Genomic DNA, 26,439 nt, shown 5'->3' on the forward strand with positions numbered 1-26,439 from the left:
CTCGCTGCGGTATCTTTTTCCCGAGTGGCTCCGCCACGAGGGAAAAAGCCGTCCTCGCGAGGAACCCACTGAGACCCCGCCGGTGGTCGGCTTGCTCTGGTGGTCGCTGCTCGGCGGCTTCGCCACCGACAAGACGAAACCGAAAACCGTGGGAGAGGCCTGTTTCCGGTGACTGAGGAGTCTGGTGTGGACGAGCGGGCGGAGTTGAGCCTGGCGGGCAAGGTGGCCGTGGTGACCGGGGCCGGTGGTGGGCTCGGGCGGGCGGAGGTGCTCGCGTTGGCCGGGGCCGGTGCCGAGGTGGTGGTCAACGACGTTTCGGACGCCGCGGACGCGGTGGTCGGGGAGGTCGAGGCCGCCGGGGGGAAAGCGGTGGCCGTGCGCGGCGACATCAGCGACCGCGAGGTCGCCGACGGGTTGGTCTCGACCGCCCTGGAGCGCTTCGGCGGCCTGCACGTCGTGGTGAACAACGCGGGAGTTCTGCGCGACCGCACCATCTTCAACATGACCGACCAGGAGTGGGACGACGTCATCCGGGTCCACCTGCGCGGTCACTTCCTGCTCTCCCGGGCGGCGACCGCGCACTGGCGGGCGCAGTCCAAGGACACCGGCGGCGAGGTCTACGGGCGCATCGTGAACACCGCGTCCGAGGCGTTCCTGTTCGGCTCCGGCGGGCAGCCGAACTACACGGCGGCCAAAGCGGGCATCGCCATGCTGACGGTCTCCACCGCCCGCGCGACCGCCCGCTACGGCGTGCGCGCCAACGTGATCTGCCCGCGCGCCAGGACCGGGATGACCGAGGACACCTTCGGGCCCGCACCGGAAAGCGGTGTCGATCCGCTGTCCACCGAGCACGTGGCGCCGTTCGTCGCCTACCTCGCGGCACCGGCCGCCGCGGGGATCAACGGCCAGGTGTTCGTGGTGCACGGCGGCAAGGTCGTGCTCATGGCACCGCCCGCCGTCGAGCGCCGCTTCGACACCGCGGGACCGACCTGGACCGCCGCGGAACTCCACGCGTCCGTCGGCGACTACTTCGCCGGGCGCGGCGAAGCCATGTTCACCAGCGACGACCTGCTCGCGCTGGGCTGAAGCGGCACGACCCGACGGAGCCCGCGATCGGCTCCGGACGACCAGCACCAGGAGGAGTGACGACGATGTCGCTGACCGTGCAACAGCATCGCGGGAACGTCGGGCTGCGCAACGGCTCGTTGCTCGTCGACGGCGAGTGGCGCCAGGCCCGTTCCGGCGAGACCTGGACCCACCTGCACCCCGCCACCCAGGAAGAGGTCGGGGAATTCCCCGTCGCGGGCGCCGAAGACGTCGACGAAGCGGTCCGGGCGGCGCGGCGCGCCTTCGACGAGGGCGAGTGGCCGACGATGCCCGCCGGGCGGCGGGCGAAGCTGCTGCACCGCTACGCCGAATCCCTGCGCGAGCACGCCGACGAGCTGCGCGGCCTGCAGGCGCTGGACAACGGGGTGCCGCTGTCGTTCGGCACCGTCTACGCCGGATCGGTCGACGTCGCCGCCGACGCCTTCGACCACCACGCGGGCTGGATCGACAAGGCCGGCGGCGAGACCCTGCCGCCGTACCAGGGCGGCGACCACCTGGCGATGACGTTGCGCGAACCGATCGGCGTGGTCGCCGCGATCCTGCCGTGGAACGCGCCGTTCCTGCTGTTCGCCCAGAAGCTCGGCCCCGCGCTGGCGGCCGGGTGCACCGTCGTGCTGAAGCCGTCCGAGTACGCGACGTTCGCGGTGCTGCGGATGGTGGAACTGCTCGCGGACGCCGGGATTCCCGACGGCGTCGTCAACGTCGTGACCGGCACCGGCGAACCGACCGGCGAAGCGCTGATCACGCACCGGATGGTCGACAAGGTCAGCTTCACCGGCAGCCGCGAAGTGGGACGCCGGATCGTGGAGGCCTCGGCGCCGACGATGAAGCGGGTGTCGCTGGAGCTCGGCGGCAAGAGCCCCGCCCTGGTGTTCCCGGACTCCGACGCGGGGCTGGCCGGGATGACGGCGATGGGCATGGTCACCCTCGGCCTGTCCGGGCAGGCGTGCGTGGCCCACACCAGGGCGCTGGTGCACCGCGACGTCTACGACGAGTTCATCGGCGCCGCGGAGATGATCGCCGCCTCGGTCACCTACGGCGACCCGTTCGACCCGGGAGTGCTGGCCAGCCCGCTGATCAACGAGAGGCAGCTCAAGCGGGTGCTGGACCTGGTCGAACGCGGCAAGCAGGAGGGCGCCCGGCTGGTCACCGGCGGTGAGCGGGCCGACGGCGACCTCAGCGCCGGGAACTTCGTGACCCCGGCGATCTTCGCCGACGTCGACAACTCGATGAACATCGCCCAGCAGGAGGTCTTCGGGCCGGTGCTGTCGGTGGTGCCCTTCACCGACGAGGACGAGGCGATCCGGCTCGCCAACGACACCGAGTACGGGCTCGGCGCGGGCGTGTTCACCGCCGACGCGCAGCGCGCGTTCCGGGTATCGCGCAAGCTGCGCGCGGGCACGGTCGGCATCAACGGCTTCCAGGTCGAGCCGCACCTGCCCTTCGGCGGGTACAAGCAGTCCGGCCTCGGCAGGGAGGGCGGGCGCAGCGCCTACGAGGCCTACACCGAGCTCAAGACGGTGCTGATGCCGCTGACCGAAGAGATGATGTGACGGCCGTGGAGCGGCTTTCCGGGAAGGTTGCGGTCATCACCGGTGCGGCCGGCGGTCAGGGCGCCGCCGCCGCGCGCCGCTTCGTGTCCGAAGGCGCCCGCGTGCTGCTCGCCGACGTCGCCGACGAGGCGGGCGAGGCGCTGGCCGGTGAGCTCGGCGAGCCCGCCCGCTACCGGCACCTCGACGTCTCCGCCGAACACGAGTGGGACGAGGCGATCCGGGTCGCGGAGTCGGTGTTCGGGCCGGTCGACGTTCTGGTCAACAACGCCGGCGTGCTGCACCTGGCGGCGCTGGCCGACACGGCGCTCGCGGACTACGAGCGGGTCGTGCGGGTGAACCAGATCGGCGCCTTCCTCGGGATGCGCGCCGTGCTCAGTTCCATGCCGAGCGGCGGTTCCATCATCAACGTGTCCTCTGTGGAGGGTCTGGCGGGGATGCCGGGAACGGTGGCCTACGCGGCGAGCAAGTTCGCCATCCGCGGCATGACGAAGGTCGCCGCGCTGGAACTCGGCGAGCGCGGCATCCGGGTCAACTCGGTGCATCCCGGAATGATCGACACGGGGATGTTGCGGGACGTCGCGGGAGACGCGATGGACGGCTTCGCGAAGTCCCGGCTCGCGCTGGGTCGGCTCGGCGAGTCGGCGGACATCGCCAACCTCGTGCTGTTCCTTGCCGGTGACGAGAGTTCCTACTGCACGGGCGCCGAATTCGTGGCCGACGGCGGCGCGACGGCGGCGTACGCCCTGTCGAGGTGAGGAGTGCCGATGGTCCGCGCAGCGGGGCGGGTGGCGGATCCCGGAAGCCGCCTGCGTTGTCGGTGTGAACGAGCCGTCGTCCTGCCGGCGGCGCAGCCGCTGAGCACGAGTGCTCCTTCGAAGTGGTGGTGTTCCGATGGGCGTTGAAGTGGGTGTTCGAGGGCTGACGAAGTCCTTCGGGCAGCGCACGGTGTGGTCGGACGTGTCGCTGACGCTGCCGCCGGGGGAGGTCAGCGCGATCCTCGGACCCTCGGGGACCGGCAAGTCGGTGTTCCTGAAGTTGCTGATCGGGCTGCTGGAACCGGATCGCGGCAGCGTGCTGGTCGACGGCACCGACGTGTGCTCCTGCTCGGAGCGGGAGCTCTACGCGATCCGCAAGCGCTTCGGGGTGCTGTTCCAGGACGGCGCGCTGTTCGGATCGATGAACCTGTTCGACAACGTGGCGTTCCCGCTGCGGGAGCACACCCGCAAGTCGGAGGCGGAGGTCCGGCGGATCGCGCTGGAGAAGATGGAGCTGGTCGGCCTCTCCGGCGCGGAGCACAAGCTCCCGGGTGAGCTCTCCGGCGGGATGCGCAAGCGCGCGGGATTGGCCAGGGCGCTGGTGCTCGACCCGGAGGTGATCCTCTGCGACGAGCCCGATTCCGGGCTCGACCCGGTCCGCACCGCGTACCTGTCGCAGCTGCTGATCGACCTCAACGCGCACTTGGACACCACGATCCTGCTGGTCACCCACAACATCGAGGTCGCGCGCACGGTGCCGGACAACCTGGGCCTGTTCTTCCGCGGCAGGCTGGTGCTGTTCGGCCCGCGGGAAGTGCTGCTCACCAGCGACGAGCCGGTCATCGACCAGTTCGTCAACGGCCGCCGCGCCGGACCGATCGGGATGAGCGAGGAGAAGGACGCCGCGACCGCCGCCGCCGAACTGGCCGCGCTGCCCGCAGCGGCCCCGCGCGAGATCACCCCGCAGCTGACCCCCAGCCCCGGCGTCCCGGAACGCACCGCGGTGCGCCGCCGCACCGAGCGGGTGCGGGCCTCGCTGGACACCTGGCCCGCGCCGGTGCGCGAGCGGGTGCTGGCCGGGTTGCGGGCCGAGCAGCGCGGTGGGCGGCCGGGGGAGCCCGCATGAGTTCGCCGGGTGCGAGCCACCGCGTCCCCGCACGCGCCGCCTTCGCCCAGGTCGGGCGGTTGGCGACGCTGTCGTGGGAGGTCCTGCGGGCCATTCCGCGGCGGCCCTTCCAGGTGCGGGAATGGGTGGAGCAGGCATGGTTGTTCGCCAGCGTCACGATCCTGCCGACCGCGCTGGTGGCGATCCCGTTCGGCGCGGTGATCGCCATGCAGCTCGGGTCGCTGACCCAGCAGATCGGCGCCCAGTCGTTCACCGGTGCCGCCAGCGCGCTGTCCATCCTGCAGCAGGCCAGCCCGCTGATCACCGCGCTGCTGGTCGCCGGTGCGGGCGGATCGGCGGTGTGCGCGGACATCGGCGCCCGCAAGATCCGCGAGGAGATCGACGCGATGGAGGTGCTGGGCGTCTCGGTCATCCACCGCCTCGTCGTGCCCCGGGTGCTGGGCGCGGTGTTCGTCTCGTTGCTGCTCAACGGGTTGGTCAGCGTGGTCGGCGTGGCCGGCGGCTACTTCTTCAACGTGGTGCTGCAGGGCGGGACGCCCGGTGCGTACCTGGCGAGCTTCAACGCGCTCGCCCAGCTGCCGGACCTCTACGTCAGCGAGTTCAAGGCGCTGATCTACGGGTTCGTGGCGGGCGTGGTCGCGGCCTACCGCGGCCTGAACCCGGCCGGTGGCCCGAAGGGCGTGGGCGACGCGGTCAACCAGGCCGTGGTGATCACCTTCCTGCTGCTGTTCGCGATCAACCTCGTGATCACCGGCATCTACTTGCAGCTCATCCCGCCGAAGGAGTTGTGAGCCGATGGCCGTCACCGAGCAGTACCTGCCGCCGCCGACGGCGTGGCGCCGCAGGCTGTCGCTGCTGTTCTCCCGGCCGGGCGACGCGCTGGCCGGGCTGGGCTGGCAGCTGTCGTTCTACCTGCGGGCCCTCGCGCTGGCACCGCTGACGTTGCGCAAGTACCGGCGGGAGACCGGCCGGCTGCTGACCGAGGTGATGTTCGGCAGCGGTGCGCTGGCCGTCATCGGCGGCACGCTCGGCGTGATGATCGGCATGACGGTGTGCACCGGCGCGATCGTCGGGCTGCAGGGCTATTCCTCGCTGGACCAGCTCGGCACCTCCGCGCTCACCGGGTTCATCGCCGCGTACTTCGACACCCGCGAGGTCGCACCGCTGTCTGCGGGGCTGGCGCTGTCGGCGACGGTCGGCTGCGGGTTCACCGCGCAGCTCGGGGCGATGCGGATCTCCGACGAGATCGACGCGCTCGAAGTGATGGGCGTGCGCACCGTGCCGTACCTGGTGACCAGCCGGGTGCTGGCCGGGCTCGCGGCGGTGATCCCGCTGTACGTGGTGGGGCTGCTCGGCTCGTACTTCGCGTCGAGGCAGATCACCGTGTGGTTCTACGGCCAGTCCGCGGGGACCTACGACCACTACTTCCACCTGTTCCTGCCGCCGCAGGACGTGCTGTGGTCGTTCGGCAAGGTGCTGGTGTTCAGCCTCGTGGTGATCTTGACGCACTGCTACTACGGCTACACCGCGCGCGGCGGGCCCGCCGGGGTCGGGGTCGCGGTCGGGCGCGCGGTGCGCACCTCGATCGTGCTGGTCGCGGTGCTGGACTTCTTCCTGAGCCTGGCGATCTGGGGCTCGACGACGACCGTGCGGATCGCGGGATGAGCCCCGGGAGCGCGCGCGGCGCGCGGCGGGCCGCCCCCGGACGGGGAGGGGCGCACCGATGACGAACCTGCTGCGCGATCGGCGCCGCCACCAGCTGCTGGGACTGGTGTTCCTGCTCGTCTCGGCGCTGTTCTTCAGCGCCATGATCGGCTTCTACCAGAAGGCGTTCACCCCGGTCGTGCCCGTCACGCTGCACACCGACCGGGCGGGCAACGAGATGCGCGCCGGCGCCGACGTGAAGGTGCGCGGCGTGCTGGTCGGCGAGGTGCGCTCGGTGGACCCCGGCCAGGGGCGCGCCACCGTGGAGCTCGCGCTGCGGCCCGAGATGGCGGCGAAGATCCCCGCCGACGTCACGGCCCGGCTGCTGCCGAAGACGTTGTTCGGCGAGCGCTACGTGTCGCTGGGTTTCCCCACGGACGGCGGGGGAGGCGCACGCCTCGCGAGCGGCGACGTGATCGGCCAGGACCGCAGCGCGGCGGCGATCGAGATCGAGCGGGTGCTCGACGACCTGCTCCCGCTGCTGCAGGCGGTGCAGCCGCAGCAGCTGTCGGCGACGCTCGACGCGGTCTCGCAGGCGCTGGACGGGCGCGGCGAGCAGCTGGGCACCACGATCCGCGACCTGGACGGCTACCTGGCGAAGTTCAACCCGTCGCTGCCGCGCCTGCAGTCGGTCCTCGGCCGCATCGACGACGTCTCGCGCACCTACCAGGAAGCGGCGCCGGACCTGCTGAGCGCGCTGCGCGACTTCACCACGACCAGCACGACCATCGCCGAGCGCGGCGACCAGCTGCGCTACGTCTGGAACGCCACCACCGTCACCGCCGTGAACGCGAGCGGTTTCCTGGAAGCCAACCAGGACAACCTGATCCGGCTCAGCGCCGACTCCCGGTCCACGTTGGAGCTGTTCGGCCGCTACGCGCCGCAGTACGCCTGCGTGCTCGACCAGATCGCCACCAGCCTCCCGATCGCGGAGCGCGCGTTCGGCAAGGGCGACGAGAATCCGATGCAGAAGGTCACCATCGAGGTCACCGGCAGCCGCGGCAAGTACCTGCCCGGCACCGACGCGCCCCGCTACGAGGACACCCGAGGACCCCGCTGCTACCCGTGGGTGGAGCCGCCGGACCGCTTCCCGCAGTACGCGCCCGGCGGCCCGTTGCGCGACGGGTCCACGCACCCGCCACCACCGCACGGCCCCGGTGAGCAACACCCCGCGGATTCCCCTGCTACGACCAGCCCGCAGGCCGCCGACGGCGCCTCCGGCGGGCCGCTGGCCGCCAATTCCCCCGCCGAACGCGACCTGGTCGCCGCGCTGCTGGCGCCGTCGCTGCGGCGGACGCCGAGCCGGGTGCCGGACTGGAGCAGCGTGCTCGTGGGACCCGTCTACCGCGGAGCGGAGGTGACCGTGCGATGAGGGGACTCACCGCGCCACTGGTCAAGCTGTCGCTGTTCACCCTCGTCACGGTGCTGCTGACGGCGCTGCTGGCGATGACCGTCGCGGCGTCGAACGTGGGCTCGACCTCCGAGTACGCCGCGAAGTTCGACGACGCCTCGGGACTCGGCGTGGGCGACGAGGTCCGCATCGCGGGGGTGCGCGTCGGAGAGGTGAGCTCGCTGGAGGTCGTCGACGGCACCAGGGCGCTGGCCCGCTTCGAGATCGACGCCGCCCGCACGCTGCCCGCCGACGCGGTCGCGACCGTCAAGTACCGCAACCTCGCCGGGCAGCGCTACCTCGCGCTGGACGCCGCGCTCTCGCCCGGCGAACCGGAACTGGCCGCGGGCGCCACGCTGCCGGTGGAGCAGACGCGGCCCGCGCTGAACCTGACCGCGCTGTTCAACGGATTCCAGCCGCTGCTGCAGGCGCTGGAACCGGGTGACGTCAACAAGCTCTCCGGCCAGCTGATCCAGGTGCTGCAAGGGGAAGGCGGCACCGTCGAGAGCATCCTCGCGCACACCGCGTCGCTGACGTCCACCCTCGCCGAGAAGGACCAGGTGATCGGCCAGGTCATCGACAACCTCAACGCGGTGCTCGGCCAGGTCAGCGCCCGCAGCCCGCAACTGGGCGAGCTCATCGACGCGCTGCAGCGGCTGGTGAGCGGGTTCGCCGAGCAGCGCGAACCGATCGGCGACGCGGTCACCGCGCTCGACGACCTCACCCACACCACCGCCGGTCTGCTGCAGGACGCGCGCCCGCCGCTGCGCGAGGACGTGGCCGCGCTCGGTGACCTGTCGGCGAACCTCAACGCGGGCCTGCCGCAGCTGGAGCACGATGTGCGGACCTTGCCGGGACGGCTCGACTCGCTGACCCGGACGGTGAGCTACGGGAGCTGGTTCAACTTCTACCTCTGCCGCCTGACCGGGCGGGTCGGCATCTCGGGGCTCGACGTGCAAGCCCAGGTGCTGCCGCTGCCGCCGACCGACATGCCTGCGAGGTGTCAGCCGTGAGCACCGCACTGCGCGACCGGGACCAGGCGACCGTGGGGATCGTGTCCCTCGGGTTGCTGACCGTCGTGACCCTGCTGGCGTTCTTCGCCAACGACCTGCCGCTGATCGGCGGCGGAACCACTTATTCGGCGCGGTTCACGGAGTCCGCGGGCCTCGCCGCCGGGGACGAGGTGGAGGTCGCCGGGGTGAAGGTCGGCGAGGTCACCGACGTGCGCCTCGACGGTGACCGGGTGCTCGTGCACTTCCGCGTCGAGGACGTGCGGGTGGGCGATCGCAGCCGGGTCTCCATTCAGATCAAGACGCTGCTCGGCGCGAAGAACCTCGCGCTGCGCCCCGACGGCCGCGACGAGCAGGACCCGGACGAGACGATCCCGGCGGCGCGCACCGAGGTCCCCTTCGACATCCCCGACGCGCTCGACCAGTTGACCCGCACCACCGAGCAGGTCGACAGCGATCAGCTCGGCCGCAGCTTCGAGGTGCTGGCGGAGAGCCTGCGCGGCAGCCCGCAGCACCTCGGCGGCGCGGTCGACGGGCTCTCCGCCCTGTCGCGCACCATCGCCTCCCGCGACCAGGAACTGGCCGAGCTGCTGCACAACGCCGCCGACGTCAGCGAGGTCGCCGCCGACCGCGACGAGCAGGTGGCCCGGCTCATCGGCGACGGCAACCTGCTGCTGTCCGAACTCCAGAACCGGCGGGAGGCGATCAGCTCGCTGCTGCGCGGAACGCAAGCGGTCTCCGGCCAGCTGCGCGGACTCATCGCCGACAACCAGGAGCGGCTGAACCCGGCGATGCGCGAACTGGAGCAGGTCACCTCGATGCTGCAGCGCAACCAGGACGACATCGCCGCCACCATCGCCGCGCTGGAGCCTTACGTGACCGGGTTCAACAACACCGTCGGCAACGGCCGCTGGTTCGACGGCTACCTGTGCGGGCTGCTGCCGCCCACGGCCTCCGCGGGGCCGTTGCAGATCAACCCGGACGGCTGCGACCTGAGCCGACCGCAACCAGGGCCTGGAGGGGGACCATGAGCACTCCGACCGCGAGGCATCCCGCGCTGACGGCGCTGCTCGCCTTCGGCTGCGTGCTGGTGCTGCTGTTCAGCGCCGGCCTGTGGTGGGTGCTGCGCGACCCCGGCACCCGCATCACCGCCTACTTCGACCGGGCCGTCGGCCTCTACGCGGACTCGTCGGTGCGGGTGCTGGGCGTGGACGTCGGCAGCGTCGAATCGGTGCGCCCGGAAGGCGGGCAGGTCCGCGTCGAGCTGAGCGTGGACCGGGGCGTGCGGATCCCGGCGGAGGCGAAGGCAGTGATGGTCGCGCCGAGCCTGGTCAGCGACCGGTACGTGCAGCTCACCCCCGCGTACTCCGCCGGGCCGCAGCTGGATTCCGGTGCGGTGCTCGGCAAGGACCGCACCATGACGCCGGCCGATCTCGACGACCTCTACCGCAGCGCCAACGCGCTGTCGCAGGCGCTGGGGCCGCAGGGCGCCAACGAGAACGGGGCGCTGTCGGACCTGCTGGACACCACGGCGGCCAACCTCGACGGCAACGGCGCGAAGCTGAACGAGACGATCCGGCGGCTCGGCGAGCTGTCCGGCACGCTGTCGCACTCGCAGGGCGACCTGTTCGCCACCGTCGACAACCTCAACGAGTTCACCGCGACCCTGGCCGCGAACGACGCGCAGGTGCGGGACTTCCACGGCCGCCTCGCGGACGTGTCCGGGTTCCTCGCCGACGAGCGGCAGCAGACCGCCGCGTCGCTGAGCTCGCTGGCGACCGCGCTGACCGAACTGGAAGCCTTCATCCGGGACAACCGCGAGTCGGTGTCGGCGAACGTGGACAACCTCGCGGGCATCACCCAAGCGCTGGTGGACCAGCGCGAGGCGCTCGGCGAGGTGCTCGACATCGCGCCGACGGGGATGAGCAACTTCGTCAACGCCTACGACTCCGCCTCCGGTTCGGTCGCGGTGCGCGCCAACATCAACGAGCTGACGAATCCGCCGGTGCTGATGGTGTGCAAGCTGCTGGAGCACTCGACGCCGGCGCAGATCCCGCCGGAGCTGTGGAACGCGTGCGGCGAGCTGTCCGGGGTGCTCGACGGCACCCTGCGGCTGCCCTCGGCGGGCGAGGCCGTGCACCACCTCAGCCAGGGCGAACTGCCACCGCTGCCGCTGCCGCTGACCGGCGCGATGCCGGACGCGCCGGGAACCGGAGGCCCGTGATGAGACCGATCCGGGTGACCTCCTGCGCGCTGGTGTCCGTGCTGCTCACCGGATGCGGATCGTCGCTCTACGAGGCGCCGCTGCCCGGCGGCGCCGACCTGGGCGACCGGCCCTACGAGGTGAGCGTGCGGTTCGCCGACGTGCTTGACCTGGTGCCGCAGGCCGGGGTGAAGGTCAACGACGTGCCCGTCGGCAAGGTGCTGCGGATCGGGCTCGCCCCGGACAACGCGACCGCCGTGGTCACGCTGGTGGTCAACGGCGACGTGCGGTTGCCGGGCAACGCCGACGCCCGGTTGCGCCAATCGAGCCTGCTGGGCGAGAAGTTCGTGGAGCTCGCGCCGCCCGCCGCCGGGCCGGAGCGCGGCCGGTTGCGCGACGGCGACGTGATCCCGGTGGAGCGCACCAACCGCAACCCGCAGGTCGAAGAGGTGCTCGGCGCGTTGTCGCTGCTGCTCAACGGCGGCGGGGTGGCGCAGCTCAACGGCATCGTCGAGGAGCTGGACCGCGCGTTGTCCGGCAACGAGCCCAGAATCCGCTCCCTGCTGTCCAGGGTGGACGAAGCCGTGACCCGGCTGGACGCGCAGAAGCACGACATCACCCGCGCGCTCGACGGGCTCAACCGCCTCTCGGCGGACCTGCGTGCGCAGACCGACGACCTCAACACCGGGCTCGACGGCCTCGCGCCCGGGCTGCGGGTGATCGAGCAGCAGCGCACGCAGCTGGTCGGGATGTTGCAGTCGCTGGACCGCTTCTCGCAGGTCGCGGTGTCCACCGTGGATGCGAGTGGGCAGGACCTGGTGGCCGATCTCGAAGCGCTGGAACCGACGCTGCGCGAACTCGCCAAGGCGGGCACGGACCTGCCGAAGTCCATCGGATACCTGGCCAGCTACCCCTTCCCGGAGAACGCGATGATCCCGCTCAAGGGCGACTTCGTGAACGTCGACGTGGATCTGGACCTCGACCTGACCAGCGTGCTCGGCAACCTGCTCAACAGCTCCGGGCCGCTGCTGCCGGTGCCCGGCATCTCCGACGGGCCGCCCCCCGCACCTCCCGAGCCGCCTGGTCTCCCGGTGCCGGGGCAGGAGCCCGCGGTCCCGCTCACCCCGCCCGGGGACCAGCCCGGCGGGCTGCTCGACGACCTCCTCGGGGGGCAGTGATGTTCAGCAGAGCGACCAAGATCCGGCTGGGGCTGTTCCTGGTCATCGCGGTGGTCGGGATCGGGTTCACCGGTGCCCGCTACGCCGGGCTGGACCGGCTGTTCGGTGGCGGCGGCTACGCCGTGGTCGTGGAGATGCCGGACTCCGGCGGGGTTTTCGTGAACTCCGAGGTGACCTACCGGGGCGTGGCGGTCGGCCGGGTCACCGGCATGCGGCTCACCGACCGGGGCGCGGCGGTGGACCTGCACATCGACGCCGCGGCCCCGCCCATCCCCGCCGCCGCGCGCGCCGCCGTGGCGAACCGTTCGGCGGTGGGGGAGCAGTACCTCGACCTGCGCCCCGACGACGACCGCGGGCCGGTGCTGGCCGAGGGATCGGTGATCCCGCAAGCGCGCACCGAGATCCCGCCTTCGCCGGAGTCGGTGCTGCTCAACCTCGACCAGCTGGTCTCCAGCGTGCCCCTCGACTCGCTGCGCACCGTCGTCGAGGAGTCCGGCACCGCGTTCCAGGGCACCGGCCCGCACCTGCAGCGGATGCTGGACAGCACCGGTTCGCTGATCGCCGCCGCCGACCGGAACCTGCCGCAGACCACGGCGCTGCTGGACAATTCCGACGTGGTGCTGCGCACGCAGCAGGACCAGGCCGAGCAGATCACCGCGTTCAGCAGCGGCCTGCGCGACGTCGCCGAGCAGTTCAAGAGCTCCGACCCGGACCTGCGGCGGTTGATCGACGCGGCTCCGCCCGCGGCCGGGCAGATCGACGAGCTGCTGCGCACCAGCCGGACCGGGCTGCAGAAGACCACCGCGAACCTGCTGACCACCATGCAGCTGCTCGACGTCCGCGGGCCCGCGCTGGAGAACATGCTGGTGGCCCTGCCGATGATGTCGGCGAGCAGCCACAGCGCCCAGGACGGCGACGGGCGCGGGCACCTGGGCGTGGTGCTGAACTTCTTCAACCCGCTCGCCTGCGAGAAGGGCTACGAGGGCACCGAACGCCGCCCCGGCAGCGACACCACGCCCGCCCCGCCGAACCGCGACATCCACTGCGCCGAACCCCCGGGCAGCCCCACCAACGTCCGAGGCTCCGCCAACGTTCCGCGCGCCCCCATCCCCGACGCCGCGGCCGTCCCACCGAGCCGGGAACTCATCCCGTTCCCCCTGGCCCCGTCAGGCTGACCGGCGTGGGATCTGGCGTGACGCCGGTCGTCGCGGCGGTGAACTCCCACAGCTCGCGGGCGAGTTCCGGATCGCGCGCGGTCGCCGAGAGGCGGGCGGGTCCGGCGGGTCCGCGGGTCTCGAAGGCTCCGGTCGGGCCGAGGTAGTCGCCGCCGCGCACCGGCCCGAGGGCGGCGCGCAGCTGGGGTGCGATCCCGTCGGTGACCGGCTGGGACAGGAACCGGTCCGGGAGGCGGAGCAGCCGGGCCCGCCAGGTGCTCCTGCGGGTAAGGCTGTTGTTCAGCAGTTCCGAGGCCGTCAGTCCCGGGTGGGCGGCGACGGACAGGACCGGGGCCCCGGTTCGCCGCAGCCGCCGATCGAGTTCGGCGGCGAACAGCAGGTTCGCGAGCTTCGAGGCGCCGTAGGCCAGCGTCGGCGAGTAGCGGCGGCGGTCCCAGTGCGGGTCGGTGAGGTCGAGTCCGCCGGTGCGGTGCCCGAGGCTCGAGGTCGTCACGATTCGGGAGGGCCGGTCGGGTTCGCCCGCCGCTCGTAGCGCAGGCATCAGCAGCCAGGTGAGCGCGGCCGGGCCGAGGTGGTTGGTGCCGAGCTGGAGCTCGAACCCGTCTCGGGTCCGCTCGTGCGGGCCCAGCGACACGGCGGCGTTGTTGATCAGCACGTCGACCCGGTCGCCGGTGCGTTCCCGGATCTCGGCGGCAGCGGTGCGGACCGAGGCGAGCTCGGCCAGGTCGAGCAGGACGGTCTCGGCCGAGCCGCGGCCTTGGAGTCCGGCCCGCACCTGCTCGACGGCGGCCCGGCCGCGTTCGGCGTCTCGGACGGTCATCAGTACGCGGGCGCCCGCTCCCGCGAGCGCGTGCGACAGGGCCAGGCCCAGGCCGGACGTCGTGCCGGTGACGACGATGGTGCGGCCCGCGAGGTCGGGGAGTGGTTCGTGGTGCTGTGTCACGGGAATTGGTATCTCCTGCGCGGTTGAGCTCGGTGCGCGAGCCCTGCCTCGGATCCGAGGTCGGCGATGAGGTGCACTCGTGGCATGGGTGGATCGCCGGTGCTCGCGGGGGAGGGAGGGATCAGGCCGGGGCGGCGGACTCTTCAGGAGCCAGTGCTGCCTGGAAGAGGCCGAAGTTCCCGGTCATCCACAGAGCCGTCAGCTTGACCTTGGCGATTCGCCATCCGTGCGAGGTCCGCTCGAAGCGATTCGTGTAATACCCGTACACGGTCTGGTCGCTGCCGCCGGTGTTGTTGGGAAGGTGGTGTCGGGCTCGGACGTACGCGACGCACGTGGCCAGGTCGTCGCCGTCGAAAGTGATCACCAGATTCGTGATCATGTGCTGCGTCGCCGCGAAGGACTCCATCCTCGGCGCTGTGCCCCGCACCCAGTCGTCGGCCTTCATGCGAGCTACGGGCCGGCCGAAGCCCTCGCTGAAGTCGACCTCGACCTCGTCGGTGAAACAGCTGCGGAAGAGCTCCCAGTCGTGGGAGTCGGTGCCCGACGCGTAGCGGAGCTGAACATCGTTGATCTCGGCGCGGTCCACCAGGCGTTGCACGCGGGCATCATCGGTGGGCATTTGGTGTGACAGTGTCATGTGAACGACTGTCCCCGGTTCAGGTGACGCTGTCAAGTAGGATCGTCCGCGTGACACGAGCCGAGACCGCCGCCGCGACCCGACGCACCCTCGTGCGCGCCGCGTCCGAGCTGCTCGACGAGGGAGGCCCCGACGCGGTGACCCTCCGCGCGGTGGGGGCCAAGGCGGGACTCTCGCGCGGTGCGCCCTACGGGCACTTCACGAACAAGGAGCACCTGCTGGCCGAGCTCGCCGTCGGGACCTGGAGCTCGCTGGCCGACGACGTGGCGGCACTGCGGACGGACCCGGATTCCGCGCCGGACTCCCGACTCGAACGAGCCCTGCTGGCGCTCATCGACGTCGCCCGCCGGACACCGCACCGGTACGCCCTGATGTTCAGCACGCCGGCGAGCACCCCGGTGGCCGCCGAGGCCGCGAGCCGCCTGGAGAACGAGTTCCTCGCCCTCGTCGCGGACATCGTCGGCGAACCGGACGCGCACCGCTACGGTGCGCTGCTGATGTCGAGCGCGCACGGCATCGCGGGGATGGAACTCAGCGGGCACCTGTCGAAGGACGGCTGGAGGGTCAGCGTGGAACAGCTCGTGGGCATGCTGATCGACGGGATGTGGCGGGGCGTTTGAGGAGCCTCTCCGGATGACCTGCGTAGCGGGTCGGGTGGCGGAACCTCAGCGTTCTTCTCGCTGCGGGATCTTTTTCCCTCGTGGCTCCGCCACGAGGGAAAAAGCCGTCCTCGCGAGAAGAACGCTGAGAACCCGCGGGTGGTCGGCTTGCTTTGGTGGTCACTGCTCAGCGGCTCCGCCGCTGACAGGACAAAGCACCGCTGAGCCCCGGCCGGTGGGTGCTAGTGCAGGGACAGCAGGGATTCCAGGCGTTGGCGGTGGCTGCGGGGGGTGCCGAACAGCTGGGCGGCGCCGTGGGCTCGTTTGAGGTGCAGGTGGGCCTCGTGCTCCCAGGTGATGCCGATGCCGCCGTGCAGCTGGACGCCTTCGGCGGCGACGTCCTGGTAGGTCTCGCAGCAGAAGGACTTCGCCATCGCCGCCCACTCCGGGCCCCGCTCGTCGCGGGTCGCGACCGCCCAGCTCGCCGCCTGCGACAGCGAGCGGGCGGACTCGACGGCCACGAACAGGTCCGCCAACCGGTGCTTGACGGCCTGGAAGGAGCCGATCTTGCGGCCGAACTGCTCGCGGACCTGGACGTAGCCGACGATCTCCGCCAGCCACCGGTCGGCGGCCCCGACGCACTCGGCGGCGAGCGCGACGGCGGCGACCTCCAGGCACCGGGTGAGCACCGGCCCGGCCGACCCCTCGTCGCCCACCGGCCGGGCAGGTGTCCCGGCGAACTCGAAGCGCGCCATCGGACGCGTCGGATCCAGCGGAGTGGTCGTGATCGCCGCGGGCGCCTCCACCTCGAACAGCGACAACCCGTCGCCGGTCGCGGCGACCACGAGCACCGCGTCGGCCTGCGCGCCGTCCAGCACGAAGTTCTTCTCCCCGGTCAGGCGCCAGCTCTCCCCATCGCGCGCCGCCGTGGTCGTGCACTCGGTGGTGCTCCACCAGCTCCGCGGTTCGGCCCACGCCAACGAGACCACCCGCTCACCGGCGGCGAGTCCGGGCAGCAGCCGCGCGCACGCCGCCGGATCGCCCGCGGCCAGCACCGCTTCGGCGCTCACCACGGCGCTGCCGAGGAACGGGCCGACGACCAGCCGGCGCCCCAGTTCCTCCGCGACGAGGCAGCTCTCCACCAGGCTCGCCCCACTGCCGCCGTGCTCCTCGGGCACGGCCAGCCCGGCGGCACCGATCTCCGCGGACAACCGCCGCCACAGCGCGGTGTCGTGCCCGGTATCCGGTGCCTCCGGTGGCGGAACGTGCGGCCCGCCGTCGCGGTCCACCAGCGCGCGAACCGCTCTCCGCAGGTCCTCCTGCTCGTCGGTGAACGCGAAATGCACGATGCCTCCCGGAAGTCCGGTCTCACGATCCGATCGGGGCGGTGCACCCGGAGGCGAGGGCGTCTGCGACCCGCCGCCGGTGCACGCTCGCAGCGCCCCACGCCGAACGCAACGCGGTCGCCTTCGTCAACCACAGCTGCAGGTCGTGCTCGGCGGTGTAGCCGATGGCCCCGTGCACCTGCAGCGCGGTGCGGGCCGCGAAGTGCGCCGCCTCGCCCGCCGCGAGCTTCGCGGCCGACACGTCGCGGGAGCAATGTCCAGCGCCCGAGTCCAGCGACAGGCAGGCCCCGTGCAGCAACGGCCGAGCGAACTCGATCTTCAACGCCACGTTCGCCAAGTGGTGCTTCACCGCCTGGAAGCCGCCGACGGGCCTGCCGAACTGGTGCCGTTCGCCGACGTAGCGGACCGAGTCGTCCAGCAGCCGCCGGGCGATCCCGAGCGACTGGGCCGCACACCCGAGCACGCCCGCGTCGAACGCCGCCGCCACCCGCGCACCGTCGATCGGCGGACCGCTCGCATCGACCGGCCACAACCGGCGAGCCGGGTCGAAGGACCGTTGCGGCACCTCGACGTCCTTGTCCGCCACCGACGCGATTTCCCCGTCGCACCGGAAGAGCACGTCGGCCGCGTCGGCGTCTAGCGCGCGCGGTACGTGATCGGTGAACGCGACCGTGGCCACCGCCCGCCCGGCCGCCAGTTCGGGCAACCACTTCCGCTCGGATTCGGTGCCCGCCAGCAGCGCGGGCACCACCGCGATCGACTCCAGGCACGGCCCCGGCAACCCGGCGTGGCCCAGTTCTTCCAGGCACACCACCAGTTCCACCGCGCCCAGCTCCAGTCCGCCGTGCTGCTCGGGGACGGCGATCCCGCACAACCCCATCTCGCCGAGCCGGGCCCACACCCGCCGCCACGGAGCCGGATCGCCCTCCGCCCAGCTGCGCGCGACCGCCGCGCCGCCGTCGGAGTCCAGCAGCGCCCGCAGCGCCGCGGCCATGTCCTGCTGTCCGGTGGTGCGCGCGAACCTCATCGGGGCTCCCTCGGCAGGCCGAGCACGCGCTCGGCGATGACGTTGCGCTGGATCTCGTTGGTGCCCGCGTAGATCGGCCCGGCCAGCGAGAAAAGGTAGCCGTCCGCCCAGGCCCCGCCGTCGGGTGCCGCGGGGGAGTCGGCGGCGAGCTCGGCGTCCGGGCCGAGCAGGTCCAGCGCGGTCTCGTGCAGTCGGATGTCCAGCTCGGACCAGAACACCTTGTTCAGGCTCGCCTCCGGCCCGATCGTGGCGCCGTCGAGCACCTTCGTGACCGTCTCGAAGGTGGCCAGCCGGTAGGCCTGCGCCCCGATCCACGCGTCGACCACCCGATCCCGCACCCCCGGGTCACCGCCGCGCGCGTTCCAGGACTCGACGAGCCGCCGCGCCGCCGCGAGGAACCGGCCCGGACTGCGCAGCGACAACCCGCGCTCGCTGCCCGCGGTGCTCATGGCGACCCGCCAGCCTGCGCCGACCTCGCCGAGCACGTCCTCGTCCGGCACGAACACGTCGTCGAGGAAGATCTCGGCGAACGCGGGCTTGCCGTCGAGCCGCCCGATCGGACGCACCGAGACGCCGTCGGCGTCCAGCGGGAACAGGTAGTACGTCAACCCGCGGTGGCGCTGCGCGTCGGGATCGCTGCGGAACAGCCCGAACGCCCGATCGGCGAACGCGGCCCGCGAGCTCCACGTCTTCTGCCCGGACAGCCGCCAGCCACCCGGCACCCGCCGCGCCCTGCTGCGGATCCCGGCGAGGTCGCTGCCCGCCTCCGGCTCGGACCACGCCTGCGCCCACACGTCCTCGCCGGAGGCCATCCGCGGCAGCAGCCGCCGTTGCTGCTCCGGGGTGCCGTGTTCGAACATGGTCGGCGCCAGCAGGAAGATGCCGTTCTGCCCTACCCGGCCGGGTGCTCCGGCGGCGTAGTACTCCTCCTCGAACAGCAGCCACTTCACCAGCGAGGCGTCGCGCCCGCCGAACTCGATCGGCCAAGACACCACCGACAGCCCGGCGGCGTGCAGCGCCCGCTCCCACTCCCGGTGCGCCGCGAACCCGCGTTCGGTCTCCAGCGACGGCAGCGGCTCGGCGGGCACGTTGTCCCGCAACCACTTCCGGACCTCGTCCCGGAACGCGAGCTCCTCGGCGGAGAAGGTCAAATCCACGGCGTCCTCCCGGCGGCGCTGCACGGTCCTCGCGCCTGATCTGCTGTTCGGCGACTCGTCGACGGCGGGGCCGACCGCCCGCGCGACCGGCACCGCTGCGACCTCATCCGAAGGAGTCCCGGCCGTCGTCGGCGGCGCGCTTCATGCTCTTGGCGTCCATGCCGCCGAGCGAGTCCGCGCCGACCTCGGCGTTGTGCGCGTGCGCCAGGTGGTGCAGCCCGAACGCGGAGTCCAGGCCGCTGTGCCTGCCCATGAGGTCCTCGGCCTGGTTGACGGCCTTCTTCGCCAGCGCCAGGCCGAACCGGGGCATCGCCGCGACCTCCGCGGCCAGCTCCCTCGACGCGTCGCCGAGCCGGTCGCGCGCGACGAGCTGGTTGACCATGCCGACCTCGTAGGCCCGCTGCGCGCTCATCTTCCGGCCGGTGAACAGGAACTCCTTGGCCACTCGGGGCCCCAGCACCCACGGGTGCACGAAGTACTCCACGCCGGGAATTCCCATCCGCACCACCGGGTCGGCGAAGAACGCGTCCTCGGACGCCACGATCAGGTCGCAGACCCAGGCGAGCATCAGCCCGCCCGCGACGCACGCGCCCTGCACGCTCGCGATCACCGGCTTCGGCATCTCCCGCCAGCGCCGGCACATCCCGAGGTAGACCTCCTGCTCGCGGGCGAACCGCGATTCGCCGCCGGTCTTGCCCGCGTGGCCCCACCACAGCCCGGCGCGGCGTTCGAAGTCCACGTCGGCGTCGCGGCCCGGCGACCCGATGTCGTGCCCGGCGGAGAAGTGCTCGCCCGCCCCGGCCAGCAGGATCACGGCGACCTCGTCGTCGGCGCAGGCCCGGTAGAAGGCGTCGTCGAGCGCGTAGGTCATCGCGGAGTTCTGCGCGTTGCGGTACCGGGGCCGGTTCATCGTCACGACGGCGGTCCGCTCGATCCGCTCGTAGGTCACGACCGGTTCCTGTTCGGCCATCGTTGCCTCCTCGTCGAGGTGTCGGCGCCCTCCGAGGTTAGCGAAACTAGCAAGTGCTTGGTAGGCTTGTTTTTTCCTGCGATGGCTGGGAAACACGATCGTCCGGTGCTGACCGGGCGGATCGGGGGTAGTCGGATGGAGCTGGCCGACAGCGCTCAGGAGGCGGCGTTCCGCCGGGAGGTCCGGGAGTGGCTGGGTGATCACCTCACCGGTGAGTTCGCCGCGGCGCGGGGCCTCGGGGGGCCTGGTCGCGAGCACGAGGAGTTCGAGCTGCGGCTCGCCTGGGACCGCCACCTCGCGGCGGGCGGCTGGACCTGCCTGGGCTGGCCCGAGGAGTTCGGCGGGCGCGGCGCGTCGATCGCGCAGCAGGTGATCTTCCACGAGGAGTACGCGAGCATCGGGGCGCCGGTGCGCGTCGGCCACGTCGGCGAGGAGCTGCTCGGGCCCACGATCATCGCCTTCGGCACCGAGCAGCAGCGGCGGCGGTTCCTGCCCGCGATCGTCGAGGTGCGAGAACTGTGGTGCCAGGGCTACTCGGAGCCCTCCGCCGGATCCGACCTGGCGAACCTGTCCACCAAGGCGCGCCGCGACGGGCCGGACTGGGTGATCGACGGGCAGAAGACCTGGACGTCGCTGGCGCACGTGGCCGACTGGTGCTTCGTGCTCGCCCGCACCGGCCCGCCCGGCGGCAGGCACCGCGGGCTGTCCTACCTGCTGGTGCCGATGGACCAGCCGGGCGTCGAGGTGCGGCCGATCGTGCAGCTCACCGGCACCTCCGAGTTCAACGAGGTGTTCTTCGACGGCGCCCGCACCGACGCCTCCCACGTCGTCGGCGAGGTCGGCGGCGGCTGGACGGTCGCGATGGGCACGCTCGGGTTCGAACGCGGCGTCGGCACCATCGACCAGCAGGTGGTGTTCCGCCGCGAACTGGAGCGCATCACCGACCTCGCCCGCAGCGGCGGCGCGCTCGACGACCCGGTGCTGCGGGACAAGATCAGCCGGGCGTGGATCGGGCTGGAGGTGATGCGGTTCAACGCGCTGCGCACCCTGACCGGGGTGGCCAACGGCACCGCGGGCCCGGAAGCGTCCATCGCGAAGCTGTACTGGGCCACCTTCCACCGCGGGCTCGGCGAGCTGGCCATGGAGGTGGCCGGGGCGTGCGGCCTGGTGGCCGAGGACGCGCCCTACCGGCTCGACGAACGGCAGCGGCTGTTCCTGTTCACCCGCGCCGACACCATCTACGGCGGTTCCAACGAGATCCAGCGCAACATCATCGCCGAGCGCGTGCTCGGCCTGCCGAAGGAGGCCCGGCCGTGACCACTCCCGCCGAACCCGCGCCGCACGCGCTGCTGGAGGGCAAGACCGCACTGGTGACCGCTGCGGCGGGCTCCGGGATCGGCTCGGCGACCGCGCGCCGGATGATCCGCGAAGGCGCCCGCGTGGTCATCAGCGACGCGCACGAGCGGCGCTTGGAGTCGACCCGCGCGGAGCTGGCCGAGCTGCCCGGCGCGCAGGTGCTCGCGGTGCCCTGCGACGTCACCGATGAGCAGCAGGTGCAGCGCCTGGTCGACGCCGCGGCGGCGGAGCTGGGACGGCTCGACGTCGTGGTCAACAACGCCGGACTCGGTGGCACGGCGCCGATCCAGGACATGACCGATCAGCAGTGGGACCGCGTCCTGGACGTCACGCTCAACGGCACGTTCCGCTGCACCCGCGCGGCGATCCGGCGGTTCCGGGAGCAGGGCGGCGGGGGCGTGGTCGTGAACAACTCCTCGGTGGTGGGCTGGCGGGCGCAGGCGGGGCAGGCGCACTACGCGGCGGCGAAGGCGGGCGTGATGGCGTTGACCCGCTGCGCGGCGATCGACGCGGCCGAGCTGGGGGTGCGGGTGAACGCGGTCGCGCCGAGCCTGGTGATGCATCCGAACCTGGCGAAGGTGACCTCGGACGAACTGCTGGCCGAGCTCGAGTCCCGGGAGGCGTTCGGGCGCTCCGCCGAACCGTGGGAGGTCGCGAACGCGATCGTCTTCCTGGCTTCGGACTACTCGACCTACCTGACCGGCGAGGTCATCTCCGTCAGCAGCCAGCACCCGTGACGGCCCGTTCGCGGCCGCACCCCCGCGTCGACCGATGCGCCTGTGGACGAATCCGTGCTCTGTGGACGACTCGCGCGATTTCTCGCGAAATCGCGGTACCCGGGTGACGTGTGACCCCCGAAGTGGTGAGCCATGGATTCGCCGCGTCGCCGCCGCCCCGATCACGGGGAGGTTCTTGCTGGTGCGCTTCGATCCTTCTTGAGATCGGGGATGGGATGGGTGACGTGCCGATGCGGCGGTGGATGCGGAACGTGGTGCCGGGAACGGGTGGCGTGATCCCGATGTGACCGGATTCGGGTCGGTCGTGACGTCGTCGAGCGCAGGTCGAGCCCGGCGTCGCGAGCCCCGGCTCAACTGATGAGAGGATGGGGACATGGCCGAAACCAAGCGCTCGTCCGGGCGTGTGCAGCGCCCGGCAGGTGCCGACGCGGGAAGCGGCGGATCGCGGCGGCGCGCGGAGCTGCTGGCGATCGCGGCGGACCTGTTCGCCGAGCGGGGCTTCGTGGTCACGACGGTCCGGGAGATCGCCGATGCCGCGGGCATCCTGTCCGGCAGCCTCTACCACCACTTCGATTCCAAGGAATCGATGGTCGACGAGATCCTGCGCGAGTTCCTGGACTTCCAGCAGCGGCTCTACGCGGACGTGCTGCGCGAGGCGACCGATCCGCGCACCACCGTCACCGAGCTGATCCGGCAGTCCTTCCGCGCCATGAACGGGTACCGCTCGGCGGTCACGATCTACCAGAACGAGGCCAAGCACCTCGCCCAGTTCGAGCGCTTCGACTACCTGCGCCGGGCGAGCAACGACTTCGAGCGCACCTGGACGAAGGTGCTCCAGCAGGGCCAGCAGGCCGGCGTGTTCCGCGAAGACCTCAACGTGAAGATCGCCTACCGGCTGATCCGGGACGCCGTGTGGACCACGGTGCACTGGTACAACCCGCGCGGGCGGTTGAACGCCGAGGTCATCGCGGAACAGCACGTGACCATCCTGTGCGAGGGGATCACGACTCCGCGCGGCTGACGAGCCCGGCGGAGCCCGCCAGCACGCGAGCCGCGTCCTCGACGATGCCCTCGACCAGTTCCGCGCAGCCGGGCAGCTCGTCGAGCAACCCCACGACCTGCCCGGCGGGCAGCACCCCCGCGTCGGCGTCGCCGCGCACCAGCGCCTCCCTGATCAGCATCGGGGTGTTCGCCGCGAGCAGCACCGCGCTCCACGGCATCTCCTTCGCGCGGCGCATCGCGAGCCCGTCGGCGATCAGCCGCCGCCAGGACATGCCGCTCATCGCCTTGAACGCGGCGGCGTGGCGCAGCGCGCCCGGCAGCCGCCGCAGCCTGCCGGTGGACTCGGCGCTCTCGGTCAGGGCGCTGCGCAGCATCCGGTGCGGCATGCCGTCCACCCGCGAGGTGACCTGGGCGTCGCCCGCGGCGGCGGCCAGGTAGCGCTGCTTGACCGCGTCGGGCACGGCGCTGTCGGAGGTCAGCAGGAACCGGGTGCCCATCCCGATCCCGGCCGCGCCGTAGCACAGCGCCGCGGCCAGCCCGCGGCCGTCGAAGAAGCCGCCCGCGGCGATCACCGGGATGTCCACCGCGTCCACCACCTGCGGCAGCAGCACGGTGGTGGCGACCGGGCCGGTGTGCCCGCCGCCCTCACCACCCTGCACGAGCACGGCGTCGGCACCCCAGGCCCGCACCTTCTCCGCGTGCCGCCGCGCGCCGACGGACGGGATCACGACCACGCCGGCGTCCTTGAGCCTGCCGATCAGGCGCTGGTCGGGCATCAGCGCGAACGAGGCCACCCGGACCCCTTCGCGGATGAGCAGGTCGACCCGCTGCTCGGCGTCGGCCGCGTCGGCGCGCAGGTTCACGCCGAACGGATTCCCGGTGCGCTCGCGCACTTCCCGGATCGCCGACTCCAGCTGTTCCAAGCTCATGGTCGCGGAGGCGAGCACGCCGAGCGCACCGGCCTCCGCGGTCGCCGAGACCAGCCGCGGACCGGCCACCCAGCCCATCCCGGTCTGCACCACCGGGTGCCGCACCCCGGTCAACCGGCACAGCGCGGTGTCGAGCACGGGCGCGGTCATGCCCGGACCTCTCGGTCGCGGAGCCCGCCGGGGTCCAGCACGGTGCGGATGAGGTCGAGCTCCTCGGCGGTCGGCTGCCGCGTCTCGGTCACCGAGGTGGTGTCGAGCTCGAAGCCGGTGTTCTCCCGTACCTGCTCGACCGTCACACCGGGATGCACCGAGCGCAGCCGCATGGTCGCGCCCGCCCCGGCGAAGTCGAGCACGCCCAGGTTCGTCACGACGACCTGCACGTCGTGGAACCGCCCGGCGGCACCGACGGCCCGATCGTGCCCGACGCCGCAGACCAGGTCGACGGCCTCCACGAAGATCCGCTTGCCGTGGTCGGGGACCCAGTAGTTGGTCACGTGGTTGACGGAGTTGCCCGGTGCGCCGCGCGCCCCGATCAGCTGCACCTTCGGCCGGTCCCACGGGCCGATCCGGGAGATGTTCTGGTTGCCGTGCCGGTCGATCTGGGTCGCGCCCATCATCACCCGCCGCCGTCCGCCGGCCAGCAGGTCGAGCACCTGCCGGTACGGCATCCAGCCCTCGGTGGTCGCGCCGTCCCCGCCCAGCGGTGGCGTGTCGGCCAGCAGCACCGCTTCGCCGTCGGTCAGCAGCAGGTCGGGCGCCGTGGTCAGCCGGGCCAGCCGCGCGCCGAGCGAGGGGACGTGCCCGAACGGGGAGGCCAGCACCTCACCGGCGTCGCGCCAGCTGTCGGCGCAGGCCACGGCGCAGATCTCGGCGCGGCTCACGTCGTCGGTCATTCGGCCACCTCCCGTGCCGCGTCGACCGCGGCTTGGTACGCCTGTTCGTCCCCGCTGAGGAACTCCGCGCGGAACGCTTCCCAGCTCGCCGGGTCGGCGGCGCTGGCGGCGTAGCGCCGCTGGAACGCCTCGTCCCGGTCGTAGTCCGGGGCGCAGCCGGTGAAGTGCGCGCCGCGCGGCGTCTCGGCGACCGCGTCGGTGTGCGTCCGGTTCAGCAGCACCGACTGCACCGGCCCCGCCCGCAGCAGCTCCTCGGTGGGCACCACCCGCTCGCAGCTGACGTAGCCGTGATCGGCCGCCGCGCACATCAGGTCGTCGAAGTAGGGGTCCGGCCCGAGGTACTGGGCGTTGCCGTGCCGGTCCGCGCGGTTGAGGTGCACCAGCGCCGCGTCGAGCCGCAGCGCGGGCATCGCCAGCAGTTCCTCGCCGTCGTCGTAGGGGGAGCGCACGGTGCGCAAGTCCGGGTTGAGCGCCGGGACGTCGGAGCCGAGCCCGGCCCTGGTCGGGTGGAACGGCAGCCGCGCCGCCGCCGCGCGCAGCCCGGCCAGCACCATCCCCTCGTCGTACTCGGCGACGTCGAGCTCGCCGCGCTGGCGGGCCGCGCGGAAGTGCGGGTCCAGCGGGATCGAGTCCAGCGAGACGAACCCGAACACGACCTTGCGCAGCTTGCCCGCCGCGGCCAGCAGCCCCACGTCGGGCCCGCCGTAGGACACCAGGGTCAGATCCCGCACGTCGGAGCGCAGGATCGCGCGCACCAGCGCCATCGGTTTGCGCCGGGAACCCCAGCCGCCGATCCCGATGGTCATGCCGCTGCGCAGTCGTCCCGCGATCTCGTCGGGGGTCGTGAGCTTGTCCCGCATCGCGCGCCCTTTCACGTGTGCCGCCCGGAACCGCCCGGCTCGCCGAACGACTCCCGGACCTGGTCGGAGACTCCGCTGAGGTTGAGTTCGAAGGTGAACCCCTGCTCGAACCGGTAGCTGCGGTGGACGTCCACCGGGTCGATGCCGTTGAGGGATTCCTTGGCCCGGCGGATCACGAGCGGGTTCTTGTCCGCGATCGACTCGGCGAGCTCCCAGGCGGCGGTGTGCAGCCGCGCGGGCTCCACGACCTCCCAGACGGAGCCGAAGTCCGCGAGCTCGCGGGCGGTCGCGGTGCGCCCGGTGTAGAACATCGCCCGCGCGCGGTGCTGCGGCACGAGCCGCGACAGGTGGGTGGCCGCGCCGAGCGCGCCCCGATCCACCTCCGGCAGGCCGAAGTACGCGTCCTCGGCGGCGATGATGATGTCGGAGTTGCCGACCAGCCCGATGCCGCCGCCGAGGCAGAAGCCGTGCACGGCGCTGATCACCGGCACCGGGCATTCGTAGACGCTCTTGAACGCGTCGAAGCACCCGTGGTTGACGGCGATGAGCTTGGCGTGGCCGGGGTCGGCGGTGAGCTCCTTGATGTCGACTCCCGCGTTGAACCCGCGGCCCTCGGCCCGCAGGACCACGACGCGGGTCCGCTCGTCCGCGCCGGCGGCGCGCACCGCGTCGGCGAGGTCGTGCCAGCCCTGGGCGGGCAGCGCGTTCACCGGTGGGTGGTCCATGGTCAGAACCACGATTCCGTTGTCGTGGCGCCGATTCCGGATCGTCATGGCATCACC

The 26,439-nt window shown here is 72.0% G+C and carries 26 protein-coding genes; 16 read left to right on the plus strand and 10 right to left on the minus strand.

Translation table 11 applies throughout. From position 1 onward, the window contains the following. The first annotated feature begins 204 nt into the window (after positions 1–204). From ACWD38_RS24630 to ACWD38_RS24685, 12 genes are all read left to right on the plus strand, one after another. Complete coding sequence (locus ACWD38_RS24630) at positions 205–1,086, plus strand: 3-oxoacyl-ACP reductase (protein ID WP_184485177.1); 882 nt, start codon at positions 205–207, stop codon at positions 1,084–1,086. Between the two features lie 65 nt (positions 1,087–1,151). Then, on the plus strand, positions 1,152–2,660 hold the full coding sequence (locus tag ACWD38_RS24635; RefSeq protein WP_184479059.1) for an aldehyde dehydrogenase family protein: 1,509 nt from the start codon (positions 1,152–1,154) through the stop codon (positions 2,658–2,660). Positions 2,661–2,665: 5 nt separating this feature from the next. Next, a complete protein-coding gene (locus ACWD38_RS24640) occupies positions 2,666–3,415 on the plus strand; it encodes a glucose 1-dehydrogenase (RefSeq protein ID WP_184485179.1) in 750 nt (249 codons plus the stop codon). A gap of 136 nt (positions 3,416–3,551) precedes the next feature. After that, positions 3,552–4,541: an ABC transporter ATP-binding protein gene (locus ACWD38_RS24645; protein ID WP_184479060.1), complete on the plus strand. Its 990-nt coding sequence runs from the start codon at positions 3,552–3,554 to the stop codon at positions 4,539–4,541. After that, a complete protein-coding gene (locus ACWD38_RS24650; protein WP_184479061.1) occupies positions 4,538–5,332 on the plus strand; it encodes an MlaE family ABC transporter permease in 795 nt (264 codons plus the stop codon). The genes ACWD38_RS24645 and ACWD38_RS24650 overlap by 4 nt, the downstream gene beginning before the upstream one ends. A 4-nt stretch (positions 5,333–5,336) precedes the next feature. After that, the gene (locus ACWD38_RS24655) at positions 5,337–6,206 is read left to right on the plus strand and encodes an MlaE family ABC transporter permease (RefSeq protein WP_184479062.1); all 870 of its coding nucleotides are present in this window, start codon (positions 5,337–5,339) and stop codon (positions 6,204–6,206) included. Positions 6,207–6,264: 58 nt separating this feature from the next. After that, a complete protein-coding gene (locus ACWD38_RS24660) occupies positions 6,265–7,617 on the plus strand; it encodes an MCE family protein (RefSeq protein ID WP_450124991.1) in 1,353 nt (450 codons plus the stop codon). Then, positions 7,614–8,648, plus strand: a complete 1,035-nt coding sequence (locus ACWD38_RS24665) for an MCE family protein (RefSeq protein WP_450124992.1) — start codon at positions 7,614–7,616, stop codon at positions 8,646–8,648. The genes ACWD38_RS24660 and ACWD38_RS24665 overlap by 4 nt, the downstream gene beginning before the upstream one ends. After that, positions 8,645–9,676 carry an MCE family protein gene (locus ACWD38_RS24670; protein WP_450124993.1) on the plus strand — a complete coding sequence of 344 codons (1,032 nt, stop codon included), beginning with the start codon at positions 8,645–8,647 and terminating at the stop codon, positions 9,674–9,676. Before ACWD38_RS24665 ends, ACWD38_RS24670 begins: the two co-directional genes overlap by 4 nt. Beyond that, the gene (locus ACWD38_RS24675; RefSeq protein ID WP_184479066.1) at positions 9,673–10,869 is read left to right on the plus strand and encodes an MCE family protein; all 1,197 of its coding nucleotides are present in this window, start codon (positions 9,673–9,675) and stop codon (positions 10,867–10,869) included. The genes ACWD38_RS24670 and ACWD38_RS24675 overlap by 4 nt, the downstream gene beginning before the upstream one ends. After that, positions 10,869–12,026, plus strand: a complete 1,158-nt coding sequence (locus tag ACWD38_RS24680) for an MCE family protein (RefSeq protein WP_184479067.1) — start codon at positions 10,869–10,871, stop codon at positions 12,024–12,026. Before ACWD38_RS24675 ends, ACWD38_RS24680 begins: the two co-directional genes overlap by 1 nt. Then, positions 12,026–13,201, plus strand: coding sequence for an MCE family protein (locus tag ACWD38_RS24685; RefSeq protein ID WP_450124994.1), 1,176 nt, complete (start codon positions 12,026–12,028; stop codon positions 13,199–13,201). The genes ACWD38_RS24680 and ACWD38_RS24685 overlap by 1 nt, the downstream gene beginning before the upstream one ends. On the opposite strand, the gene ACWD38_RS24690 is transcribed toward ACWD38_RS24685, so the two are convergent. Together ACWD38_RS24690 and ACWD38_RS24695 are read right to left on the minus strand one after the other, a co-directional pair. Continuing rightward, a complete protein-coding gene (locus tag ACWD38_RS24690; RefSeq protein ID WP_450124995.1) occupies positions 13,170–14,144 on the minus strand; it encodes an SDR family NAD(P)-dependent oxidoreductase in 975 nt (324 codons plus the stop codon). The two genes, ACWD38_RS24685 and ACWD38_RS24690, sit on opposite strands and share 32 nt — an antisense overlap. Before the next feature lie 121 nt (positions 14,145–14,265). After that, positions 14,266–14,763 (minus strand): nuclear transport factor 2 family protein, encoded by a 498-nt coding sequence (locus tag ACWD38_RS24695; RefSeq protein ID WP_246456761.1) that lies wholly within the window; start codon positions 14,761–14,763, stop codon positions 14,266–14,268. 68 nt (positions 14,764–14,831) lie between these two features. Between ACWD38_RS24695 and ACWD38_RS24700 the strand changes: the two genes are divergently transcribed. Next, a complete protein-coding gene (locus ACWD38_RS24700; protein WP_184479071.1) occupies positions 14,832–15,401 on the plus strand; it encodes a TetR family transcriptional regulator in 570 nt (189 codons plus the stop codon). Between the two features lie 221 nt (positions 15,402–15,622). On the opposite strand, the gene ACWD38_RS24705 is transcribed toward ACWD38_RS24700, so the two are convergent. From ACWD38_RS24705 to ACWD38_RS24720, 4 genes are all read right to left on the minus strand, one after another. After that, positions 15,623–16,726 (minus strand): acyl-CoA dehydrogenase family protein, encoded by a 1,104-nt coding sequence (locus ACWD38_RS24705; protein ID WP_184479072.1) that lies wholly within the window; start codon positions 16,724–16,726, stop codon positions 15,623–15,625. 22 nt (positions 16,727–16,748) lie between these two features. Beyond that, positions 16,749–17,753 carry an acyl-CoA dehydrogenase family protein gene (locus ACWD38_RS24710; protein ID WP_450124996.1) on the minus strand — a complete coding sequence of 335 codons (1,005 nt, stop codon included), beginning with the start codon at positions 17,751–17,753 and terminating at the stop codon, positions 16,749–16,751. Then, on the minus strand, positions 17,750–18,910 hold the full coding sequence (locus tag ACWD38_RS24715) for an acyl-CoA dehydrogenase family protein (protein ID WP_184485181.1): 1,161 nt from the start codon (positions 18,908–18,910) through the stop codon (positions 17,750–17,752). Before ACWD38_RS24715 ends, ACWD38_RS24710 begins: the two co-directional genes overlap by 4 nt. A 103-nt stretch (positions 18,911–19,013) precedes the next feature. Next, positions 19,014–19,880: an enoyl-CoA hydratase gene (locus ACWD38_RS24720; protein WP_450124997.1), complete on the minus strand. Its 867-nt coding sequence runs from the start codon at positions 19,878–19,880 to the stop codon at positions 19,014–19,016. Positions 19,881–20,015: 135 nt separating this feature from the next. Here ACWD38_RS24720 and ACWD38_RS24725 point away from each other — a divergent pair, with 135 nt between their 5' ends. From ACWD38_RS24725 to ACWD38_RS24735, 3 genes are all read left to right on the plus strand, one after another. Then, positions 20,016–21,197 carry an acyl-CoA dehydrogenase family protein gene (locus tag ACWD38_RS24725; protein ID WP_450124998.1) on the plus strand — a complete coding sequence of 394 codons (1,182 nt, stop codon included), beginning with the start codon at positions 20,016–20,018 and terminating at the stop codon, positions 21,195–21,197. Continuing rightward, on the plus strand, positions 21,194–21,973 hold the full coding sequence (locus ACWD38_RS24730; protein ID WP_184479076.1) for an SDR family oxidoreductase: 780 nt from the start codon (positions 21,194–21,196) through the stop codon (positions 21,971–21,973). Before ACWD38_RS24725 ends, ACWD38_RS24730 begins: the two co-directional genes overlap by 4 nt. Before the next feature lie 373 nt (positions 21,974–22,346). After that, positions 22,347–22,994 (plus strand): TetR/AcrR family transcriptional regulator, encoded by a 648-nt coding sequence (locus tag ACWD38_RS24735; RefSeq protein ID WP_184479077.1) that lies wholly within the window; start codon positions 22,347–22,349, stop codon positions 22,992–22,994. On the opposite strand, the gene ACWD38_RS24740 is transcribed toward ACWD38_RS24735, so the two are convergent. Genes ACWD38_RS24740 through ACWD38_RS24755 form a run of 4 tightly spaced genes read right to left on the minus strand, consistent with a single transcriptional unit; the run spans position 22,975 to position 26,430 of the window. Further along, positions 22,975–24,054 carry an NAD(P)H-dependent flavin oxidoreductase gene (locus ACWD38_RS24740; protein ID WP_450124999.1) on the minus strand — a complete coding sequence of 360 codons (1,080 nt, stop codon included), beginning with the start codon at positions 24,052–24,054 and terminating at the stop codon, positions 22,975–22,977. The two genes, ACWD38_RS24735 and ACWD38_RS24740, sit on opposite strands and share 20 nt — an antisense overlap. After that, entirely contained in the window at positions 24,051–24,797 is a 747-nt protein-coding gene (locus tag ACWD38_RS24745; protein WP_450125000.1) for a CoA-transferase subunit beta, read from the minus strand. Before ACWD38_RS24745 ends, ACWD38_RS24740 begins: the two co-directional genes overlap by 4 nt. Beyond that, positions 24,794–25,657: a CoA transferase subunit A gene (locus ACWD38_RS24750; protein WP_184479080.1), complete on the minus strand. Its 864-nt coding sequence runs from the start codon at positions 25,655–25,657 to the stop codon at positions 24,794–24,796. The genes ACWD38_RS24745 and ACWD38_RS24750 overlap by 4 nt, the downstream gene beginning before the upstream one ends. An 11-nt stretch (positions 25,658–25,668) precedes the next feature. Further along, positions 25,669–26,430, minus strand: coding sequence for an enoyl-CoA hydratase family protein (locus ACWD38_RS24755; RefSeq protein ID WP_450125001.1), 762 nt, complete (start codon positions 26,428–26,430; stop codon positions 25,669–25,671). Positions 26,431–26,439: the final 9 nt, after the last annotated feature.

The sequence above is a fragment of the Saccharopolyspora sp. NPDC002578 genome, assembly GCF_053592695.1.

Coding starts and splice junctions, on each gene's coding strand:
- ACWD38_RS24660 (WP_450124991.1), top strand. CDS start 6,265: ATGACGAACCTGCTGCGCGATCGGCGCCGCCACCAGCTGCTGGGACTG.
- ACWD38_RS24635 (WP_184479059.1), top strand. CDS start 1,152: ATGTCGCTGACCGTGCAACAGCATCGCGGGAACGTCGGGCTGCGCAAC.
- ACWD38_RS24720 (WP_450124997.1), bottom strand. CDS start 19,880: ATGGCCGAACAGGAACCGGTCGTGACCTACGAGCGGATCGAGCGGACC.
- ACWD38_RS24740 (WP_450124999.1), bottom strand. CDS start 24,054: ATGACCGCGCCCGTGCTCGACACCGCGCTGTGCCGGTTGACCGGGGTG.
- ACWD38_RS24745 (WP_450125000.1), bottom strand. CDS start 24,797: ATGACCGACGACGTGAGCCGCGCCGAGATCTGCGCCGTGGCCTGCGCC.
- ACWD38_RS24685 (WP_450124994.1), top strand. CDS start 12,026: ATGTTCAGCAGAGCGACCAAGATCCGGCTGGGGCTGTTCCTGGTCATC.
- ACWD38_RS24755 (WP_450125001.1), bottom strand. CDS start 26,430: ATGACGATCCGGAATCGGCGCCACGACAACGGAATCGTGGTTCTGACC.
- ACWD38_RS24675 (WP_184479066.1), top strand. CDS start 9,673: ATGAGCACTCCGACCGCGAGGCATCCCGCGCTGACGGCGCTGCTCGCC.
- ACWD38_RS24750 (WP_184479080.1), bottom strand. CDS start 25,657: ATGCGGGACAAGCTCACGACCCCCGACGAGATCGCGGGACGACTGCGC.
- ACWD38_RS24650 (WP_184479061.1), top strand. CDS start 4,538: ATGAGTTCGCCGGGTGCGAGCCACCGCGTCCCCGCACGCGCCGCCTTC.
- ACWD38_RS24710 (WP_450124996.1), bottom strand. CDS start 17,753: ATGAGGTTCGCGCGCACCACCGGACAGCAGGACATGGCCGCGGCGCTG.
- ACWD38_RS24645 (WP_184479060.1), top strand. CDS start 3,552: ATGGGCGTTGAAGTGGGTGTTCGAGGGCTGACGAAGTCCTTCGGGCAG.
- ACWD38_RS24680 (WP_184479067.1), top strand. CDS start 10,869: ATGAGACCGATCCGGGTGACCTCCTGCGCGCTGGTGTCCGTGCTGCTC.
- ACWD38_RS24665 (WP_450124992.1), top strand. CDS start 7,614: ATGAGGGGACTCACCGCGCCACTGGTCAAGCTGTCGCTGTTCACCCTC.
- ACWD38_RS24695 (WP_246456761.1), bottom strand. CDS start 14,763: ATGCCCACCGATGATGCCCGCGTGCAACGCCTGGTGGACCGCGCCGAG.
- ACWD38_RS24655 (WP_184479062.1), top strand. CDS start 5,337: ATGGCCGTCACCGAGCAGTACCTGCCGCCGCCGACGGCGTGGCGCCGC.
- ACWD38_RS24735 (WP_184479077.1), top strand. CDS start 22,347: ATGGCCGAAACCAAGCGCTCGTCCGGGCGTGTGCAGCGCCCGGCAGGT.
- ACWD38_RS24725 (WP_450124998.1), top strand. CDS start 20,016: ATGGAGCTGGCCGACAGCGCTCAGGAGGCGGCGTTCCGCCGGGAGGTC.